This is a genomic window from Pseudomonas sp. NFX5 (assembly GCF_049132125.1).
GTDB classification, from domain to species: domain Bacteria; phylum Pseudomonadota; class Gammaproteobacteria; order Pseudomonadales; family Pseudomonadaceae; genus Aquipseudomonas; species Aquipseudomonas marginalis.
Genome location: NZ_JAFMZG010000020.1, coordinates 48,537 through 67,466, shown reverse-complemented (window position 1 = coordinate 67,466; position 18,930 = coordinate 48,537). Strand labels below are relative to the sequence as shown.

Annotated in this window: 19 protein-coding genes; 12 read left to right on the top strand and 7 right to left on the bottom strand. The window is 61.3% G+C overall.

The features are described 5' to 3' along the window. Positions 1–365: 365 nt before the first annotated feature. Entirely contained in the window at positions 366–599 is a 234-nt protein-coding gene (gene rpmB / locus J1N02_RS12500; RefSeq protein ID WP_003176907.1) for a 50S ribosomal protein L28, read from the top strand. Between the two features lie 11 nt (positions 600–610). Then, positions 611–766 (top strand): 50S ribosomal protein L33, encoded by a 156-nt coding sequence (rpmG, locus tag J1N02_RS12495; protein ID WP_003176906.1) that lies wholly within the window; start codon positions 611–613, stop codon positions 764–766. A 69-nt stretch (positions 767–835) separates the two neighbouring features. Here rpmG and J1N02_RS12490 read toward each other — a convergent pair whose 3' ends face one another. Beyond that, on the bottom strand, positions 836–1,198 hold the full coding sequence (locus tag J1N02_RS12490) for a cupin domain-containing protein (RefSeq protein ID WP_027608294.1): 363 nt from the start codon (positions 1,196–1,198) through the stop codon (positions 836–838). 230 nt (positions 1,199–1,428) lie between these two features. Between J1N02_RS12490 and J1N02_RS12485 the strand changes: the two genes are divergently transcribed. After that, positions 1,429–2,922, top strand: a complete 1,494-nt coding sequence (locus J1N02_RS12485; protein ID WP_027608295.1) for an aldehyde dehydrogenase — start codon at positions 1,429–1,431, stop codon at positions 2,920–2,922. Between the two features lie 148 nt (positions 2,923–3,070). Further along, complete coding sequence (locus J1N02_RS12480; RefSeq protein ID WP_092355851.1) at positions 3,071–4,213, top strand: MFS transporter; 1,143 nt, start codon at positions 3,071–3,073, stop codon at positions 4,211–4,213. A gap of 12 nt (positions 4,214–4,225) precedes the next feature. Here J1N02_RS12480 and J1N02_RS12475 read toward each other — a convergent pair whose 3' ends face one another. Both J1N02_RS12475 and J1N02_RS12470 read right to left on the bottom strand, forming a co-directional pair. Then, positions 4,226–5,788: a phospholipase D family protein gene (locus J1N02_RS12475; RefSeq protein ID WP_027608297.1), complete on the bottom strand. Its 1,563-nt coding sequence runs from the start codon at positions 5,786–5,788 to the stop codon at positions 4,226–4,228. Positions 5,789–5,850: 62 nt separating this feature from the next. Continuing rightward, the gene (locus tag J1N02_RS12470; RefSeq protein WP_092355848.1) at positions 5,851–7,275 is read right to left on the bottom strand and encodes a PLP-dependent aminotransferase family protein; all 1,425 of its coding nucleotides are present in this window, start codon (positions 7,273–7,275) and stop codon (positions 5,851–5,853) included. Between the two features lie 165 nt (positions 7,276–7,440). Here J1N02_RS12470 and J1N02_RS12465 point away from each other — a divergent pair, with 165 nt between their 5' ends. Next, positions 7,441–7,665, top strand: coding sequence for a DUF1127 domain-containing protein (locus tag J1N02_RS12465; RefSeq protein ID WP_092488214.1), 225 nt, complete (start codon positions 7,441–7,443; stop codon positions 7,663–7,665). Here J1N02_RS12465 and J1N02_RS12460 read toward each other — a convergent pair whose 3' ends face one another. Next, a complete protein-coding gene (locus tag J1N02_RS12460; protein WP_421147385.1) occupies positions 7,666–8,958 on the bottom strand; it encodes an NAD(P)/FAD-dependent oxidoreductase in 1,293 nt (430 codons plus the stop codon). It lies immediately after the preceding gene. Positions 8,959–9,073: 115 nt separating this feature from the next. Between J1N02_RS12460 and J1N02_RS12455 the strand changes: the two genes are divergently transcribed. Further along, positions 9,074–9,427, top strand: coding sequence for a YkgJ family cysteine cluster protein (locus tag J1N02_RS12455; RefSeq protein WP_003176897.1), 354 nt, complete (start codon positions 9,074–9,076; stop codon positions 9,425–9,427). Here the strand turns inward: J1N02_RS12455 and J1N02_RS12450 are convergent. Beyond that, positions 9,424–9,912: an Lrp/AsnC ligand binding domain-containing protein gene (locus J1N02_RS12450; RefSeq protein ID WP_003176896.1), complete on the bottom strand. Its 489-nt coding sequence runs from the start codon at positions 9,910–9,912 to the stop codon at positions 9,424–9,426. The two genes, J1N02_RS12455 and J1N02_RS12450, sit on opposite strands and share 4 nt — an antisense overlap. A gap of 156 nt (positions 9,913–10,068) precedes the next feature. Here J1N02_RS12450 and dadA point away from each other — a divergent pair, with 156 nt between their 5' ends. The 6 genes from dadA (at position 10,069) to J1N02_RS12420 (ending at position 16,164) form a co-directional block, all read left to right on the top strand. Continuing rightward, positions 10,069–11,370, top strand: coding sequence for a D-amino acid dehydrogenase (gene dadA, locus J1N02_RS12445; RefSeq protein ID WP_027608301.1), 1,302 nt, complete (start codon positions 10,069–10,071; stop codon positions 11,368–11,370). Next, on the top strand, positions 11,342–11,695 hold the full coding sequence (locus J1N02_RS12440; RefSeq protein WP_027608302.1) for a RidA family protein: 354 nt from the start codon (positions 11,342–11,344) through the stop codon (positions 11,693–11,695). The genes dadA and J1N02_RS12440 overlap by 29 nt, the downstream gene beginning before the upstream one ends. Positions 11,696–11,774: 79 nt before the next feature. Further along, entirely contained in the window at positions 11,775–12,848 is a 1,074-nt protein-coding gene (gene alr, locus J1N02_RS12435) for an alanine racemase (RefSeq protein ID WP_421147384.1), read from the top strand. 116 nt (positions 12,849–12,964) lie between these two features. Continuing rightward, on the top strand, positions 12,965–13,513 hold the full coding sequence (locus tag J1N02_RS12430; RefSeq protein WP_003176893.1) for a cupin domain-containing protein: 549 nt from the start codon (positions 12,965–12,967) through the stop codon (positions 13,511–13,513). A gap of 181 nt (positions 13,514–13,694) precedes the next feature. Continuing rightward, positions 13,695–14,105, top strand: a complete 411-nt coding sequence (locus J1N02_RS12425; RefSeq protein ID WP_043293857.1) for a c-type cytochrome — start codon at positions 13,695–13,697, stop codon at positions 14,103–14,105. Between the two features lie 136 nt (positions 14,106–14,241). Then, entirely contained in the window at positions 14,242–16,164 is a 1,923-nt protein-coding gene (locus J1N02_RS12420) for an acetyl-CoA hydrolase/transferase C-terminal domain-containing protein (protein WP_421147383.1), read from the top strand. A gap of 70 nt (positions 16,165–16,234) precedes the next feature. On the opposite strand, the gene J1N02_RS12415 is transcribed toward J1N02_RS12420, so the two are convergent. Both J1N02_RS12415 and rep read right to left on the bottom strand, forming a co-directional pair. Further along, positions 16,235–16,807, bottom strand: a complete 573-nt coding sequence (locus J1N02_RS12415; RefSeq protein ID WP_025856334.1) for a xanthine phosphoribosyltransferase — start codon at positions 16,805–16,807, stop codon at positions 16,235–16,237. 58 nt (positions 16,808–16,865) lie between these two features. Then, on the bottom strand, positions 16,866–18,875 hold the full coding sequence (gene rep, locus J1N02_RS12410) for a DNA helicase Rep (RefSeq protein ID WP_027608306.1): 2,010 nt from the start codon (positions 18,873–18,875) through the stop codon (positions 16,866–16,868). Positions 18,876–18,930 lie beyond the last annotated feature (55 nt).

Genomic DNA, 18,930 nt, shown 5'->3' with positions numbered 1-18,930 from the left:
TTTGCCTGTGCTTTTGCCTCAAATGCTGTTTTGATGGCACCCCAGCGCGTTTCGCTGTGCGCTTTGCTGCGCGCGCGAGCGCTGTAAATCATTCTGTGCGACGAGCGGTCGGCTGTTACAGCGGCCCCTCCTGGCAACGGTTCGGGCGTCTGTCGCCGAGATTTACGCCGGTAAAAATACACGGGCTGTTGTTGCACATGGGTCTTTCTGGTATAAAGCAGCGCTCTTTTCTAGGGGCCCGGTTCCTTCGCTTGTAGGTGTAGCCGGTAAGACCCTAAAGAAACGCGGCGCCTGGCGCCAAATGACTGAGAGATTAAGCGGCCAACCCATGCCGGGTTGGGCATGTGGTTTTAGAGGGCTGAGGCATGTCGAGAGTCTGTCAAGTTACCGGTAAGGGTCCGGTGACTGGGAATAACATTTCCCACGCAAATAACAAAACCCGTCGTCGTTTCCTGCCGAACCTGCAGCATCACCGCTTCTGGGTTGAAGAAGAGAAACGTTTTGTTCGCCTGCGTGTATCTGCCAAAGGCATGCGTATTATCGACAAGCGTGGCATCACTGTCGTGCTGGCCGAAATCCGCGCCGCTGGCAAGATCTAAGGAGCTCTATCATGCGTGAATTGATTCGAATGATCTCTAGCGCCGGTACTGGTCACTTCTACACTACCGACAAGAACAAGCGTACTACCCCGGACAAGCTCGAAAAGAAAATGTTCGACCCGCGCGTTCGCAAGCACGTGATCTACAAAGAAGGCAAAATCAAGTAATTGATTTTCCTCCTTGTGAAAAAGCCCGTATCTCACGATACGGGCTTTTTTTTGCCTGGCGTTTGTTGATCAGGCCTTCTGCTCGAACACCACATAGATCTTGCGGCACGGCTCCAGCACTTCCCAGGTGCCGCTGAAGCCGGCGGGGATCACGAAGCGGTCGCCGGCACGCAAGGTCTTCGCATTGCCCTCGGCGTCGCGCAATACAGAGACGCCCTGCACGATCTCGCAATACTCATGCTCGCTGTAGTTGACCTGCCACTGCCCGACCTCTCCTTCCCAGACCCCGGCGTTCATCTGGCCGCACGGGCTGTTGTAATGGTTGTACACCGTTTGTTCGGGATCGCCCTTGAGGATTTTTTCCGCGGCAGGGCGGTAGCGGTCTGGGGCGGTGTTGGCCTGGCTGAAATCGACGATGTCCTGGATGCTCATGTGCGTGTCCCGTCTGGCCTGCGGTTGGAGAGCCCAAAGTCTATGTTTATTAAAATGAACATCGCAAGGGCGTTTACCGCGGTTATGTCAAATATATTGAAACATCCCTGGCCGCTGGTTTAGGGTGGCAGCTGCCTTTGAGCCGAACAGCTGGCTGGCGGGCAAGCATTCTTTGAGGCTGCCGGGGGACATCGCCTGGCCCTTGTATTCAATAAGAGGAGGACACTCGCATGACCACCCTGACCCGTGCCGACTGGGAACAACGCGCCAAGGATCTGAAGATCGAAGGCCGCGCCTACATCAATGGCGAATACACCGCCGCTGTTTCCGGTGACACCTTCGAATGCATCAGCCCGGTCGATGGCCGCCTGCTGACCAGTGTTGCCAGTTGTGACGCCGCCGATGCCCAGCGCGCCGTAGAAAACGCCCGCGCCACCTTCAATTCCGGTGTCTGGTCGCGCCTGGCGCCGGCCAAACGCAAAGCCACCATGATCCGTTTCGCCGCGCTGCTCAAGGCCAATGCCGAAGAACTGGCGCTGCTCGAAACCCTGGACATGGGCAAGCCGATCAGTGACTCCCTGAACATTGACGTACCCGGCGCGGCAAATGCCCTGAGCTGGAGCGGCGAGGCAATCGACAAGATCTACGACGAAGTCGCAGCCACCCCGCACGATCAGTTGGGTCTGGTGACCCGCGAGCCGGTCGGCGTGGTGGGTGCCATCGTGCCGTGGAACTTCCCGCTGATGATGGCCTGCTGGAAACTCGGCCCGGCGCTGTCCACCGGTAACTCGGTGATCCTCAAACCGTCCGAAAAATCCCCGCTCACCGCCATCCGCATCGCGGCCCTGGCCGTTGAAGCCGGTATTCCGAAAGGCGTGTTCAACGTGCTGCCGGGCTACGGCCACACCGTCGGCAATGCGCTGGCGCTGCACATGGACGTCGACACACTGGTGTTCACCGGTTCGACCAAGATCGCCAAGCAACTGTTGATTCGCTCCGGTGAGTCGAACATGAAGCGCGTCTGGCTGGAGGCCGGCGGCAAGAGCCCGAACATCGTTTTTGCCGATGCTCCGAACCTGCAAGCCGCCGCCGAATCCGCTGCCAGCGCCATCGCCTTCAACCAGGGTGAAGTCTGCACTGCCGGTTCGCGCCTGCTGGTGGAACGTTCGATCAAGGACACCTTCCTGCCGCTGGTGATAGAGGCCCTCAAGGGCTGGAAACCCGGCAACCCGCTGGACCCCGCGACCAACGTCGGTGCCCTGGTGGACACCCAGCAGATGAACACCGTGCTGTCGTACATCGAAGCCGGCCACACTGACGGCGCCAAGTTGGTGGCGGGTGGCAAGCGCATCCTGGAAGAGACGGGCGGCACCTACGTCGAGCCGACGATTTTCGACGGTGTAACCAACGCCATGAGAATCGCCCAGGAAGAAATCTTCGGCCCAGTGCTGTCGGTGATCACCTTTGACGGCGCCGAGGAAGCGATCAAGATCGCCAACGACACCCAATACGGCCTCGCCGCTGCGGTGTGGACGTCGGACATTTCCAAGGCGCACCTCACCGCCAAGGCCCTGCGTGCCGGCAGCGTGTGGGTCAACCAATACGACGGCGGCGACATGACCGCACCGTTTGGCGGCTTCAAGCAGTCGGGTAATGGTCGCGACAAGTCGCTGCATGCGTTCGACAAGTACACCGAGCTGAAGGCGACCTGGATCAAGCTCTAAGCAACACCGCAGGCAAATGTGGGAGGGGGCTTGCCCCCGATAGCAGTGTGTCAGGCACTAACAGTGCTCACTGATCCACCGCAATCGGGAGCAAGCCCCCTCCCACACTGTTTTGTGTGAACCCATGATTATCCACAGGAGCGTGGCAATGCGTTGGGCGACCTATTTCGCCGTCCTGGCCTCGGTACTCAGTGTCGGCCTGGCCCTGGGCGTCAGCATGCCGCTGGTCTCCCTGCGCCTGGAGGGCTGGGGCTACGGCAGTTTCGCGATTGGCGTAATGGCCGCCATGCCGGCCTTTGGCGTATTGCTCGGCGCCAAGGTCTCCAGCCGTCTGGCCGCCTGGCTCGGCACCGCGAATCTCATGCGTCTGTGCCTGTGGGCTGGCGCGGTGTCCATCGGTTTGCTGGCCATTCTGCCCAGCTACCCGATATGGCTGGCGTTGCGCCTGATGATCGGGGTGATCCTGACCATCGTGTTTATCCTCGGTGAAAGCTGGATCAACCAGTTGGTGGTGGAGCAGTGGCGTGGCCGGCTGGTGGCGCTGTATGGCTGCAGTTATGCCTTGAGCCAGCTCTCGGGCCCGTTGCTGCTGGGCCTGATCGGTACCGACCATGACTATGGTTTCTGGGTCGGCGTTGGCCTGCTGGTGGTGGCTCCGTTGGCATTGCTGGGTCGCTCTGGTGCGCCCAGTGCCGAATCGTTCAGCGTGACCTTCGCGGACCTGTGGCGCTTCTGCCTGAGCCTGCCGGCGATTGCCTGGGCGGTGGCGCTGTTCGCCGCGTTTGAGGCGATGATCCTGACGCTGCTGCCGGTGTATTGCCTGCAACAGGGCTTCACTGCCGAAATTGCCCTGGCGATGGTCAGCACGGTGGTGGTCGGTGACGCGATGCTGCAACTGCCCATCGGTGCGCTGGCGGATTACCTGCCACGACGCACGCTGTTTTTGAGTTGCGCACTGCTGTTGCTGGCATCGAGCCTGGCGGTTCCGTTGCTGATGCACACGCTGCTGATCTGGCCAATATGGGTGCTGTTCGGCGCCAGTGCCGGCGGGTTGTTCACGTTGTCGCTGATTCTGATCGGCGAGCGTTATCGTGACGATGCGCTGGTGCGTGCCAATGCCCACATCGCGCAGTTGTGGGGCATCGGTTGCCTGATCGGCCCGCTAGTGGCCGGCGCCGGCAGCCAATGGATCAGCGGGCACGCGCTGCCGTGGCTGATGGCGGCCGGGGCCTTGGGTTTGGTGGTGCTGTTGCTGCGCCAAGGCGCGTTTGGTGCTGCTCAGCCCGCTTGATCCTCGCTGTTCCTAGAGCATGCGCTCCAGGCCGACCGAGGTGGCGAACCAGGCATTGAACCGTCGCCACCAACTGCCCGGCTCACGGGTCAGGGTGTGCAGTTGGCCGTTGTCCTCGGTCACCCATACCACGTTGCCGTCCTGCAGTTTCGCCTCGTAGCTCAGGGCCGGCGCCATGCCTTGCAGGGCGAGATTGCGCACGTGTTCCGCCAGCTCGGGGCTGTCCACCAGCACGCCGACCTCGGTGTTCCACAGCACGGAGCGCGGGTCGAAATTGAAAGAGCCGACAAACGATTTTTGCCGATCAAAGATCATCGCCTTGCTGTGCAGGCTCGAGTCCGAGCCGCGGAACGTGCCTCGACGAAACAGGTGCGGGCCGCTGCCGCCGTCACCCGGTTGGCGGCGCAGCTCGTAGAGTTTTACCCCATGCTCCAGCAGCGCCTTGCGGTACGGTGCGTAGCCGCCATGTACGGCAGGCACGTCGGTGGCTTCGAGGGAGTTGGTCAACAAGCTCACCGATACGCCCGCGTCGGCGCGCCCCGTCAGGTACACCAGGCCGGGCTGTCCCGGCACGAAGTACGCCGAGATCATCATCAGTTCATGGTTGACGCCTTCCAGTTCCGGGGCCAGTTGCGTGGTCAGCAGCAGGTGCGGGTCCGGGTCGGCCTTGGACAGCACCTTGCTGGGTGCGTCCCACAACGCCTGGTTCCAGGCCCAGATCAGTTCGCGGCGCCAGATGTCCATGCGCGGCTGGGTCTGGTAGGTGCGCAGGCGCGCGTACAGCGCGTGCTTCTGCTGGCGCGATTCGGCCAGCGACGCCTCCAGGCCCAGGCGCGCGGCGGCCAGGTCACCTTTGGAAGGCGTATTGGAGACAAAATCATCAATGGGTTTGCTCAGGGCGCTGTTCCAGTACTGATCGAAACTGTGCCCGAGTTGCTCGGCCACCGGCCCGACGCTGAGCATGTCGATGTCGGTGAAGTTCAGGTTGGGCTCGGCGTCGAAATACTCATCCCCCAGGTTGCGCCCACCGACGATGGCCACGCTGTTGTCCGCCAGCCACAGCTTGTTGTGCATGCGCCGGTGTTGCAGCGACAGGTTGAACAGGCGGCCCATGGCGCGCGTCACACCGGTGCTGCGCCCCAGGTGCAGGGGGTTGAACAGGCGAATCTCGATCTTGGGGTGGGCGGCGAGGGTGGCGATGATCTGGTCGAGGCCGTCGCTGGTGGTGTCATCCAGCAGGATGCGCACGCGCACGCCACGGTCGGCGGCCTTGAGCAGTTCATCCACCAGCATGCGCGTGCTGATGCCGTCGTGGACGATGTAGTACTGCAGGTCAAGGCTGGTCTGGGCATTGCGGATCAGCTCGGCGCGGGCCATGAAGGCTTCGCTGCTGTTGGGCAGCAGGCGAAAACCTGAACGGCCCTGGTAAGGCGCGGCCTGGGCCTGGATCGAGCGGCCGAACGACGACTGGGCGGCCGGCAGGGCGTCGCTGGGTATGCGCGGGGTACTCACCGTGGCGCAGCCGCTCAGGGCCAGGGCTCCCAGCAGGAAAAACGGTAAAAGCCGTCGAATCATCAAGGGAGTCGTGTCCAGGTCAGGGCGGTTGTCGACATATGACGGCGATTTCTCGCGAAAGGTCAGTCCACCGTTTCGGCCAGCATCTTCATCGCGGCAGCGCCGACTTTGCGCACGGCCTCTTCAATCTGGGCGGTGGGCTTGGCAGCGTAGTTCATGCGCAGGCAGTTACGGTACTTGCCCGACGCGGAAAAGATGCTTCCCACAGCCACCTGTACGCCTTGTTCCACCAGCGCGCGGTTGAGCTTGAGGGTGTCGAAACCTTCCGGCAGCTCTACCCACAGCATGAAACTGCCTTGGGGGCGGCTGGCGCGGGTGCCGGCCGGGAAGTAGCGGCTGACCCAGTCGAGCATCAGGTCGCGATTACGCTGGTATTGCGTGCGCATTCGTCGCAAATGCGGTTCGAAATGCCCCCCTTTGAGAAACTCGGCAATTGCGATCTGCGGCTGCGTGGCGGTGGAGCCGGTGCTGATGTACTTCATGTGCAGTACCCGCTCCAGGTACCGGCCCGGAGCCACCCAGCCAATGCGCAGGCCTGGCGCCAGGGTCTTGGAGAACGAACTGCACAGCAGCACACGACCGTCTTCGTCGAAGGATTTGATGGTACGCGGGCGTGGGTAGCTGTAGGCCAGTTCGCCATACACATCGTCTTCGATGATCGCGACGTCAAAGCGCTGGGCCAGGGTCAGCAATGCGCGTTTGCGTGCCTCCGGCATGATATAGCCCAGGGGGTTATTGCAGTTGGGGGTCAGCTGGATGACCTTGATCGGCCACTGTTCCAGCGCCAGTTCCAGGGCTTCGAGGCTGATGCCGGTGATCGGGTCGGTGGGGATTTCCAGGGCTTTCATGCCCAGGCCCTTGAGGGTCTGCATGGCCCCGTGGAAGCTGGGCGAGTCCACCGCGACGATATCGCCCGGCTCGCAGATGGCGTGGATGCTGGCGGACAGCGCCTCATGGCAGCCGGTGGTAATCACGATGTCCTCGGCCGTCAGTTGGCAGCCGGAATCCAATGACAGTCGGGCGATTTGCTCGCGCAGTTCCATACAGCCGAGGATATTGTCGTAATACAGCCCCGGCAGATCCTGGCGCCGGCTGACACGCGCCAGGCTGCGCAGCAGGGGCTTGAGGGTGGGCGACAATACATCCGGCATGCCGCGACCCATCTGTATGACGTCTTTGCGCGGGACTGCGCGAATCAATTCCAGTACCTGGTCCCACTGCGATATTTCCACCGGGCGCTGAGCCGGGCGGCCGACCTCCGGCAGTGCCGGCAACTCCCGACCTACCGGTACAAAGTAGCCGGACTTGGGCTTGGGCATCGCCAGGCCATTGTCTTCCAGCAGTCGATACGCCTGCTGCACGGTGCTCAGGCTGACCCCGTGCTCCACGCTCAAGGCGCGTACGGACGGCAGTCGATCGCCAGGGCGATAGAACCCCTGTTCGATACGCGTGCCCAGCAATTCGGCGAGGTTGACGTAAAGCGTCATGGCGGTCGCTCCAGGTGACCAGTACAGATAGAGGGAAAATACAGGATTCAGCCGCACACGGGCAGTATCTGTATGGATTTAATAAAGGTGAGTTGAATCTGTAATGGTTTTGCCTACTCGCTCATTCTAGCCACTCATGGCAACAGGCAAATGAGGGGCAGCAAAATGAACGGCATGAGCGATGTGCGGCTGACGTTACACAGTCAGGAATTGCAGGCTGGGCAAGAGCGGGCGACGTCGCCGCGCGAGATCAGCCGCTGGAGCCTGTTCTGGCACCGCCGCCATACACGCAAGGCCTTGCTGCACTTGACCGGCGAGCAATTGCGCGACGTGGGGTTGAGCGCAGAGCAGGCCCGCCAGGAAGGCTTGAAACCCTTCTGGCGCGATTGATCAGACCAGCTCTTTGAGGCGGTGCCAGAGCATTCCCAAGGCCAGTAGCGGCGAGCGCAGGTGCTTGCCGCCGGGGAAGGTGATGTGCGGCACCTGGGCGAACAGGTCGAAACGTCCCTGCTGCTGGCCACTGATGGCTTCGGCCAGCAGCTTGCCCGCCAGGTGCGTGGCGTTGAGGCCGTGGCCTGCGTAGGCCTGGGCGTAATACACGTTGGGCTGGTCCGCCAGGCGGCCGATCTGCGGCAGGCGGTTGGCGCCGATGCCGATCATGCCGCCCCATTGGTAATCGATCTTCACGTCGGCCAGCTGTGGGAACACCTGCAGCATCTTTGGCCGCATGTAGGCGCCGATGTCCTTGGGGTCGCGTCCGGAGTAGTGGCAGGCGCCGCCGAATAACAGGCGACGGTCGGCGGACAGCCGGAAGTAATCCACCGTCACGCGCTGGTCACACACGGCCATGTTCTGCGGTAGCAGGTTGGCGGCTTGGGCCTGGCTCAACGGTTCGGTGGCGATGATGTAGCTGCCGGCGGGCAGCACCTTGCCGCTCAACTGCGGATTCAGTCCATTGAGGTAGGCATTGCAAGCCAGGACCAGGGTCTTGGCGCGCACAGTGCCGTGGGCGGTGTGCACCTTGACCTCGGGGCCGTAGTCGATGCGCGTAACTTGCGACTGTTCGAACAACTGCACACCCCATTGCTGCGCGGCGGCGGCTTCGCCGAGAGCCAGGTTCAATGGATGCAGGTGGCCGGACCCCATGTCGATCATGCCGCCCACATAGCGGTCGGAGCCGATGACGCTGCCCATGTCGCTCGCCTGCAGCAGGCGCACTTCGTGGGGATAGCCCAGGCTGCGCAGTTCTTCGGCGTCTTCGGCAAGGCCTTGCAGGTCGCGAGGCTTGTTGGCCAGGTCGCAGTAGCCCCAGGTCAGGTCGCAGGGGATCTGGTAGCGTTCGACACGTTCACGCACGATCTCCACGGCTTCCAGGCCCATCAGCTTCATCTGGCGCACGCCATCGGTGCCGATCACGTTGGTGAACTGCTCCAGGCCATGACCGACGCCGCGAATCAACTGGCCGCCATTGCGCCCGCTGGCGCCCCAGGCGATCTTGCGCGCCTCCAGCAGCACCACGCTGAAGCCGCGCTCAGCCAGCTCCAGGGCCGTATTGAGGCCGGAGAAACCGCCGCCGATCACGCACACGTCCGCGCCTACTTCGCCCGTCAACGCCGGGTAATCGGGTTGCGGCACGCTGCTGGCGGCGTAGTAGGAAGCGGTGTGCCGGGCGCTGGCGGTCATGGGGAGCATCCCTGTTTGGAAAATTTGACGCAGGATACAGCGGTCGGACGAAGCTGTCTGCGCGGGGCGTTTTGCTTCAGAATCCACCTCTATTCGCCGTTCGGTACCTGTTTCGATGAGTTGCAACAGTCAGAAAATCAGTGCGCTTCGCCGTCAGATTCCTTCGTTCGAGTGCGTCCCCGGCTGCCACGACTGCTGTGGGCCGGTCACCACTTCGCCCGAGGAAATGTCGCGCCTGCCACGCAAGACCGCTGCCGAGCAGGACGCGGCGATGGACGAGCTGAACTGTGTGCACCTGGGGCCCAACGGCTGCACCGTGTATGACGAACGGCCGCTGATCTGTCGGCTGTTCGGCACCACGAAGACCTTGCCATGCCCCAATGGGCGGGGGCCCGTAGAGCTGATTCATCCACGGGTGGAAAAGCAGATCCATGAATACATGGCGAGCACTCGGCAGGTGCTGGTTTAATCGGGAATAGGCAGGTTGAGGCTCTCCTTGACCTCTTCCATCACGATATAGCTCTTCGATTCCCGCACATGGGGCAACTTGAGCAGGATGTCGCCGAGCAATTTGCGGTACGAGGCCATCTCGGAAATCCGCGCTTTCACCAGATAGTCGAAGTCCCCCGAGACCAGGTGGCATTCCAGCACATGGGGCAGTTTCAGCACGGCGCGGCGGAACTCCTCAAAGGTGTCGCCGGATTTGTAATCGAGGCTGATCTCGACAAATACCAGCAAACTTCCCTTCAAATGCTGGGGATTGAGCCGCGCGTTGTAACCCATGATGATCCCCTCGCGCTCCAGCCGCCGCACCCGCTCTGTACACGGCGTGGTGGACAGCCCGACCTTTTCCCCCAGCTCGGTGAACGAAATTCGCCCGTCGGTTTGCAGGATGCGCAGGATGTTGCGGTCGATCTTGTCCAGCTCCCGCTTGGTCTGGGTGTTGGTACGCATAGGGGATACGCCTCTGTCAAAAGGGTTTTTGCCGAGAATTGTCGCCAAATATAGGCATTTATATAGTGAAATGCACTGGCGATTGCTTTTTATACTGCGCCCATCATTGCTCGAATAACACACGTCAGCGGCCAAGCCCGCGATGAGGGTATAAAAATGCGCGTTCTGGTCTTGGGTAGCGGTGTCATTGGGGTGACCAGTGCCTACTATTTGGCGCGGGCCGGCTTTGAAGTGGTTGTGGTCGACCGTCAGCCCGCTGCTGCCATGGAAACCAGTTTCGCCAACGCCGGCCAGGTGTCCCCAGGCTACGCTTCGCCATGGGCCGCGCCGGGCGTGCCCCTCAAGGCCATCAAGTGGTTGCTGCAACGCCACGCGCCGTTGGCGATCAAGGCCACGGCGGATATTGACCAATACCTGTGGATGGCGCAGATGCTGCGCAACTGCACCGCCAGCCGTTATGCGGTGAACAAGGAGCGCATGGTGCGCCTGTCCGAGTACAGCCGTGACTGCCTTGATGAGCTGCGTGCTGAAACCGGCATCGCCTACGAAGGCCGCAGCCTCGGGACTACCCAGTTGTTCCGTACCCAGGCCCAGTTGGATGGCGCCGCCAAGGACATCGCCGTGTTGAAAGAGTCCGGCGTGCCGTTCGAACTGCTCGACCGCGCCGGTATCGCCCGTGTTGAGCCGGCCCTGGCCAGCGTCACCGATATCCTCGCCGGTGCCCTGCGCCTGCCCAACGACCAGACCGGCGACTGCCAGATGTTCACTACCCGCCTGGCCGACATGTGCAAGCAGTTGGGTGTGGATTTTCGCTTCGAACAGGACATCCAGCGCCTCGACTACGCCGGCGACCGCATCAACGGCGTATGGATCGACGGCAAGCTGGAGACCGCCGACCGCTACGTGCTGGCCCTCGGCAGCTACTCGCCGAAGCTGCTCAAGCCGCTGGGGATCAAGGCGCCGGTGTACCCGCTCAAGGGCTACTCGCTGACGGTGCCGATTACCAACTCGGCGATGGCGCCGACGTCGACCATTCTCGACGAGACCTACAAGGTCGCCATCACCCGTTTCGACAACCGCATCCGCGTCGGCGGCATGGCTGAAATAGCCGGTTTTGACCTGTCGCTTAACCCGCGTCGGCGTGAAACCCTGGAGATGATCGTCAACGACCTTTATCCTCAAGGCGGCGATCTGGCCGAAGCCACGTTCTGGACCGGCCTGCGCCCGACCACACCCGACGGCACGCCGATTGTCGGTGCCACGCCGTTCAAGAACCTGTTCCTCAACACCGGCCATGGCACCCTCGGTTGGACCATGGCGTGCGGCTCCGGTCGCCTGTTGGCCGACCTGATGGCGAAGAAAACGCCGCAGATCAGCGCCGAAGGTCTCGATATTTCCCGTTATGGCAACCACCAGGAGTCCGCAAAACATGTCAATCCAGCGCCAGCTCACCAATGAGCGCATGAGCCAGGTCGTCGTTCACAGCGGTACCGTGTATCTGGCCGGGCAAGTCGGTGACGACATGAGCGCCGGGATTGAACAGCAGACCCGTGAAACCCTGGCCAATATCGAGCGTTTGCTGGACTTGGCCGGCACCGACAAAACCAAGCTGTTGTCGGTGACGATCTACCTGAAAGACATCGACGCCGATTTCGCCGGCATGAACGCGGTGTGGGACAAGTGGCTGCCCAAAGGCGTCGCCCCGGCCCGCGCCACGGTTGAGGCCAAGCTGTGCGAACCGGAAATCCTGGTAGAGCTGTCCGTTGTGGCCGCGCTGCCTTAAACAACGATCCCTCTCCCGGTGCTGACGCTGTTGGTCGGCGCCGGTTTTTCTTCACTTTGCCGCCTAGAAGCCTGCCGCCATGCGTCCTGCCCGTGCCCTGATCGACCTCCAAGCCCTGCGCCACAACTACCAATTGGCCCGTGAAGTCACGGGGGCCAAGGCCCTCGCCATAGTCAAGGCCGACGCCTACGGCCATGGTGCCGTACGCGTTGCCCAGGCGCTGGAAGCCGAGGCCGACGGGTTTGCCGTGGCGTGCATCGAGGAGGCGCTGGAGCTGCGCGCCGCGGGTATTCGCGCACCGGTGCTGCTGCTCGAAGGTTTTTTCGAAGCCGACGAGTTGCCGCTGATCGTCGAGCATGATTTCTGGTGCGTGGTGCATTCGCTGTGGCAACTGGAGGCCATCGAACAGGCCCGGTTGAGCGCGCCGCTGACCATCTGGCTCAAGCTCGATTCGGGGATGCACCGCGTTGGCCTGCACCCCAAGGATTACCACGAGGCTTACCAGCGCCTGCTGGCCAGCGGCAAAGTCGCAAAGATTGTGTTGATGAGCCATTTTGCCCGCGCCGATGAACTCGATTGCGTCAGCAGCAACGAGCAAGTGGCGGTATTCGATGCGGCGCGCCAGGGCCTGGTGGCTGAGGTCAGCCTGCGCAACTCGCCGTCGGTGCTGGGTTGGCCGAGCGTATCCAGCGACTGGGTACGCCCGGGCATCATGCTGTATGGCGCCACACCGTTTGGTGAGGACCAGGCCTTGGCCGCGCGTTTGCAGCCGGTGATGACCCTGGAATCGAAAGTGATCTGTGTGCGTGAACTGCCAGCCGGCGAGCCGGTGGGCTACGGCGCCCGGTTCATCACGCCCAAACCGATGCGTATCGGCGTGGTTGCCATGGGCTATGCCGACGGCTACCCGCGCCATGCGCCCACCGGCACGCCGGTGCTGGTGGCGGGGCAGCGCAGCCAATTGCTGGGTCGCGTGTCCATGGACATGCTGTGCATCGACCTGACAGACGTCCCGGATGCGGGTCTTGGTTCTACGGTGGAGTTGTGGGGCAAAAATATCCTCGCCAGTGACGTCGCCGCCGCCGCCGAGACCATCCCGTACCAGATATTCTGCAACCTGCGTCGTGTGCCAAGGCTCTATTCCGGCGCTTGACCGTCAGGGACGAACACAGCGCCCTGGGATTTAGGCCCAAGTGTTGTAAATACTGAACGCTGTCGCCATGATAACGCTCAATTACAACAACGCCTGAATCCTAGGAGGCTCCCGCATTGGACGTCGGCGAACGACTGCAATCCATCCGTAAGCTGAAGGGTCTTTCCCAGCGTGAGCTCGCCAAGCGCGCGGGTGTCACCAACAGCACCATTTCGATGATCGAAAAAAACAGCGTCAGCCCCTCGATCAGTTCCTTGCGCAAGGTGCTGGGCGGCATCCCCATGTCCATGGTCGAGTTCTTTTCCGAGGAGATCCTCCAGGAAATACCGACGCAGATCGTCTATAAAGCCAATGAGCTGATCGACATCTCTGACGGCGCCGTCACCATGAAGCTGGTGGGCCGTGCGCACCCGAGCCGGGCAATTGCATTTCTCAATGAAATCTACCCGCCTGGCGCCGATACAGGCGAAGAAATGCTCACCCATGAGGGCGAGGAAACCGGGATTCTGGTGGAGGGCCGTTTGGAGTTGGTGGTCGGTCTTGAAACTTTTGTGCTCGAAGCCGGCGATAGCTACTACTTTGAAAGCACCAAGCCCCATCGTTTCCGTAATCCGTTCGATGTGCCGGCGCGACTAATCAGCGCAGCCACACCCGCGAACTTCTAACAAAAGAGGCGTCCTGCCAGCGTTGCAGAGGCTCCCGAGCAGCATTCCGCGAGACTGAATCTCCCTTTATTTAATAGGGTTGTTTCGGCCGGACGGGCTAACCGTTATACTTTCGCCGCCTGCGAAACCGTGGCCGCAGGCGTGAATAGCCACCATTGAGGGTGAACGCGTGAATCTAATTATGAAAATGCTGGCTGCACCAGCAACCGTACTGGCCCTATGGGCTGTCAGCGCTCAAGCTGCGACCAACGATGACATTGCCAAGCGCCTGGAGCCGGTTGGCCAGGTGTGCGTCCAGGGCCAGGAGTGCAAGGGCATGGAAGTGGCGGTAGCTGCGGGCGGGGGCGCTGCGAAGACGCCCGACGACATCATCGCCAAGCACTGCAACGCATGCCACGGTACCGGGCTGCTGGGCGCGCCGAAAATCGGCGACACCGCTGCCTGGAAAGAACGCGCCGACCACCAGGGCGGCCTTGATGGCATCCTGGCCAAGGCCATCACCGGTATCAACGCCATGCCGCCAAAAGGCACCTGTGCGGATTGCTCGGATGATGACCTGAAGGGCGCGATCAAGAAGATGTCCGGCCTGTAACCGCCGATCTTCGTCAAAAATGCCGCTTACGAGCGGCTTTTTTGTGGGTGTGATGTGTGTTTCGAGGCTGTTCTTTGCAGCAAAGACCCGCCATTCTCTGTCCAACCCCTAATCATGGAATGTTCAGGAGGGTCGGATGGTGCAGTTGTGTTCAATCGAGCAAGCAGTTGACGAGGTACTCGCGCGGCTACCGGCGCATATCCACATGGGCATGCCCCTGGGGCTGGGCAAGCCCAACCTGTTTGCCAATGCACTGTACCGGCGTATCGCCAAGCTGCCGGAGCGGGCGCTGACGATCTACACCGCGCTGAGCCTGGGCCGCCCCACCTTGGGCGATGGGTTGCAGAAGCGTTTCCTCGAACCCTTTATCGAGCGGGTGTTTGGTGATTACCCAGAGTTGGAGTTTCTCGCCGCGCTGCACTCAGACAGCCTGCCGAAGAATATCCATGTGCAGCAGTTCTTCATGCAGCCCGGTAGTCTGCTCCACAGCACGTCGGCCCAGCAGGACTACGTCAGCAGCAACTACAGCCACGCCGCCCGCGACATCAACGCCGCCGGCCTGAACCTGGTGGCGCAGTTGGTCGCGAGCAGCGCCGAACACCCGGATCGCCTGAGCCTGAGCTGCAACCCCGACATCACCCTCGACCTGCTGCCCATGATCGCCAAGCGCCGTGAAGCGGGCGAAACCGTCTTGATTGTTGGCCAGGTTCACACCGAGTTGCCCTACATGCCGGGCGACTCGGAGTTGGGCATGGACGCGTTCGACTACCTGATCGATGCAAAGGACAGCACCACACTGTTCTCCACACCGAACATGCCGGTGGGGTTCCAGGACCATTTCATCGGCTTGCATGCCAGCACCCTGGTGCGCGACGGGGGCACCTTGCAGATCGGCATCGGCTCCATGGGCGATGCGCTGACCGCCGCGTTGCTGGCGCGCCAGGCGGACAACGAAGCCTATCGACTGCTGCTGACGGACATCGATGTATACCAGTGGGCCCCGCTGATCAGCCGTGAAGGCGGTGTCGAGCCCTTCGCCCGTGGCCTCTACGGTTGCAGCGAAATGTTCGTCAACGGCCTGCTGGTGCTGGCGGATGCGGGGATTATCCGGCGCAAGGTCTACCCGGATGTGGCCACCCAGGAACAAGCCAACGCCGGTTTGCTGGATGATGCGGCACAACCCGATGGCGTTTCGATCCATGGCGGGTTCTTCCTCGGGCCGCGCAGTTTTTACCAGCGTTTGCAGGAGATGACCCACGCCAAGCGCCTGGAATTCAACATGACCCGCATCAGCTATATCAACGAGCTGTACGGCCAGGAAGAGCTCAAGCGCCTGCAGCGCCAGGATGCACGGTTTATCAACAGTGCGATCACGGTAACGTTGCTGGGCGCAGGCGTGGCCGACCAGTTGGAGGACGGTCGCGTGCTCAGCGGCGTGGGCGGGCAATACAACTTTGTGGCTCAGGGGCATGCGCTGGAGGGCGCGCGCTCGATCCTGATCCTGCGCAGCTGGCGTGAGTCGGCGGGTGAGGTCAGTTCCAATATCGTCTGGGAGTATGGGCATTGCACCATTCCCCGCCACCTGAGGGACATCGTCATCACGGAATACGGTATTGCCGACCTGCGTGGGCAGACGGATGCCAAGGTGATCGAGGCGTTGCTCAACATCACCGACTCACGCTTCCAGGCCGACTTGATCGAGCAGGCGCAAAAGGCCGGCAAGTTGCCCAAGGATTTCCAGCTGGATCCGCGCTTTGGCGACAACACGCCGGAGCGGCTCCAAGGTATCCAGGCGCGGCATCGGCGTTTGTTCCCGGAATATCCGCTGGGCAGCGACTTCACCGACGAAGAGCGGGATCTGTTGCGCGCCTTGAACTGGCTCAAGAGCAAATTCAAGCTGACGGAGATTCTGGAGCTGGGCAAGGCAGCGCTGGATGCACCGGAGCCCCAGGCGTTTCCCGAGCATCTGAAGCGGATGGGGTTGGATTCGCCGGAGGGGTTGAAGGAGGATCTCTATCAGCGCCTATTGCTCGCTGGCTTACAAGCAACCGCACACTAAAATCAACACAGGTCAACATGTGGGAGGGGACAAACCCCCTCCCACATGTTTAACCGCGTGCAGGCAACGATTACTCGATGAAGGTGACGACGCCACCTTCAAGCGACTTCACCCGCGCCAGCGACTCAACCCGATAGCCCTGCGCATCCAACTCCGCACGGCCACCCTGGAACGACTTCTCGATCACAATCCCCAAGCCGGCAACGGTCGCACCGGCCTGCTTGATGATCGAAATCAGCGCCTGGGATGCCTTGCCGTTGGCCAGGAAGTCATCGATCACCAGTACGCGGTCGCTGCTGGTCAGGTGGCGCGGCGAGATCGCCACGGTGCTTTCGACTTTCTTGGTGAAGGAATACACCGTCGCCGACAGCAGGTTTTCGGTCAGGGTCAGGGACTGCTGCTTGCGGGCGAAAATTACCGGCACGCCCAGGTTCAGGCCCGTCATGATCGCCGGTGCGATGCCCGACGCTTCAATGGTGACGATCTTGGTGATGCCCGAATCCTTGAACAGCGCGGCGAATTCGTCGCCGATCAGTTTCATCAGGGCCGGGTCGATCTGGTGATTCAGAAAGGCGTCGACCTTGAGTACCTGATCGGAAAGCACGATGCCTTCTTCGCGAATTTTCTTGTGCAGTGCTTCCACGGAAAGCTTCCTCTAATGGCGGGTTGTGCGCCGAAAGTAGATTAAAAAGTAGTCGATTCTAGCGCTTTAACATCGCGCGTATATCCGCCAGGGCGGTGTTGCCGCGAACGGCCTTCACCTCGGTCGGGGTGTCGTCATTGCCTTCCCAGGCCAGGTCATCCGGCGGCAGCTCGTCCAGGAAACGGCTGGGGGCACAATCGATGATTTCGCCGTATTGCTTGCGCTTGGCGGCAAAGGTGAAGGCCAGTGTCTGACGTGCGCGGGTAATGCCCACGTAGGCCAGGCGCCGTTCTTCCTCAATGGTGTCGGCCTCGATGCTGGAGCGGTGCGGGAGGATTTCCTCTTCCATGCCCATGATGAACACGTAGGGAAATTCCAGGCCCTTGGACGCATGCAAGGTCATCATCTGTACACCTTCGGCGCCGTCTTCCTCTTCCTGCTGGCGCTCGAGCATGTCGCGCAGCACCAGCTTGCCGATGGCGTCTTCGACGGTCATTTCGCCGTCTTCGTCTTTTTCCAGGGTGTTCTTCAACGCTTCGATCAGGAACCAGACGTTACCCATGCGGTAATCCGCGGCCTTGTCGCTGGAACTGTTGGTGCGCAGCCAGTTTTCATAGTCGATGTCCATGACCATGCTGCGCAGGGCGCTGATCGGGTCTTCGCCGGCGCACTGTTCACGTACCTTGTCCATGAAGCGCTTGAAGCGTGACAGGCGATCGGTGAAACGCGTATCCAGGTGTTCGCCCAGGCCGATTTCGTCGGTGGCGGCGTACATCGAGATCTTGCGTTCGGTGGCGTAGTTGCCGAGCTTTTCCAAGGTGGTGGAACCAATCTCGCGGCGCGGCACGTTGATCACGCGCAGGAAGGCGTTGTCGTCGTCCGGGTTCACGATCAGGCGGAAGTAGGCCATCAGGTCCTTCACTTCCTGGCGTCCGAAAAAGCTGTTGCCACCTGACAGCCGATACGGGACCTGGTGGTGCTGCAATTTCAGCTCGATCAGCTTGGCCTGGTAGTTGCCGCGATACAGGATCGCGAAGTCGCTGTAGGGGCGGTCGGTGCGCAGGTGCAGACTGAGGATTTCCACCGCCACGCGCTCGGCTTCGGCGTCTTCGTTGCGGCAGCGGATCACGCGGATCTCATCGCCGTGGCCCATCTCACTCCACAGTTGTTTTTCAAACTCGTGGGGGTTGTTTGAGATCAGCACGTTGGCGCAACGCAGGATGCGGCTGGTGGAGCGGTAGTTCTGCTCCAGCATCACCACTTTCAGGGACGGGTAGTCGTCCTTGAGCAGCATCAGGTTTTCCGGGCGGGCGCCGCGCCAGGCGTAGATCGACTGGTCGTCGTCGCCCACCACGGTGAACTGGTTGCGCGTACCGATCAGCAACTTCACCAGCAGGTATTGGCTGGCGTTGGTGTCCTGGTATTCGTCCACCAGCAGGTAACGCACCTTGTTCTGCCACTTTTCGAGGATGTCGGCGTGTTCCTGGAACAGCTTTACCGGCAGCAGGATCAGGTCGTCGAAGTCCACCGCGTTGAACGCCTTGAGCGTGCGCTGGTAGTGGGTGTAGACAATGGCAGCGGTCTGTTCCTTGGGGTTGCGCGCGTTTTCCAGGGCTTCTGGCGGCAGGATCAGGTCGTTTTTCCAGGCGCCGATCATGTTCTTGATCTCGTCGACGCCGTCGTCGCCCGCGTATTCCTTCTGCATGATGTCGGTCATCAGGGCCTTGACGTCGGTCTCGTCGAAGATCGAGAAGCCCGGCTTGTAGCCCAGCCGCACATGCTCCTTGCGGATGATGTTCAGGCCCAGGTTGTGGAAGGTACATACCGTGAGGCCACGGCCTTCGCCACCCTTGAGCAGGGTGCCGACACGCTCCTTCATTTCCCGCGCGGCCTTGTTGGTAAAAGTCATGGCGACGATGTACTGGGCGCGGATGCCACAGTTCTGGATCAGGTGCGCGATCTTGCGGGTGATCACGCTGGTCTTGCCGGAACCTGCACCGGCGAGCACCAATAGAGGGCCGCCGACGTAGTTCACGGCTTCTTGCTGCCGGGGATTGAGTCGGGACATACGGAATTCAGGGAGTCGTTGTTCAAAAGGGCGGGCATTTTAACAGGCTGGCAAG